The organism is Oleiphilus sp. HI0079 (assembly GCF_001635105.1).
In genome coordinates this window covers 1-853 of sequence record NZ_LWFT01001103.1, presented here as the reverse complement: position 1 = coordinate 853, position 853 = coordinate 1, and the positions used below count along the sequence as shown (strand labels likewise).

Sequence of the window (853 nt, the reverse complement as noted above, 5' to 3'; positions counted from 1 at the left end):
ACCGTTAGTAGCCAGTACTTCAAACTGCTTTTCACCATCGACATCTGCGATCTCGATGATCGATATATCAAACGTACCGCCACCTAAGTCGTATACAGCAATCGTCGAGTCACCCTGACTCTTATCTAAGCCATAAGCAAGCGCAGCTGCTGTTGGCTCGTTGATGATGCGCTTAACGTCTAGGCCTGCGATTTTGCCTGCATCTTTTGTCGCCTGGCGCTGCGAGTCATTAAAGTATGCTGGAACGGTAATGACCGCTTCAGTGACTGACTCACCCAGATAGTCTTCTGCTGTTTTCTTCATCTTTTTCAAGATCTCAGCAGAAATTTGAGGCGGCGCTTTCTTATCGCCTTTTACTTCAACCCAAGCATCACCGTTGTCTGCCTTCGTGATTTTGTAAGGCACCATTTTGATGTCTTTCTGAACCACGTCATCTTCAAAACGACGACCGATCAAACGCTTAATCGCAAACAACGTATTGCTCGGATTAGTAACCGCCTGACGCTTGGCAGGCTGCCCCACCAATGTTTCGTTGTCATCTGTAAACGCAATAATCGAAGGCGTGGTACGATCGCCCTCAGCGTTTTCAATTACTTTTGCTTTGTCGCCATCAAGAACAGCAACACATGAATTCGTTGTACCTAAGTCAATTCCAATGATTTTGCCCATTGATTCACTCCACTCTCTAATCTGCCGAGCTTGTTAACAGCTCTATTAACCTTTGATCTAGATGTATGGTCACTTGCTTAATTTTCAAGCGCATAACCACATAAAAAACACATATAAATCGCTATTTTTTGACTTTCCTTGCTTCGAAAGTCCGTAACATTTACTTAGCAACAATTACCATCGC

At 44.2% G+C, this 853-nt stretch carries 1 protein-coding gene; it reads right to left on the bottom strand.

Annotated elements, in window-relative coordinates; all coding sequences use genetic code 11:
- Positions 1–669: Hsp70 family protein (locus A3750_RS19520; protein ID WP_156498762.1), on the bottom strand; the 669-nt coding region annotated here is incomplete at its 3' end.
- Positions 670–853: the final 184 nt, after the last annotated feature.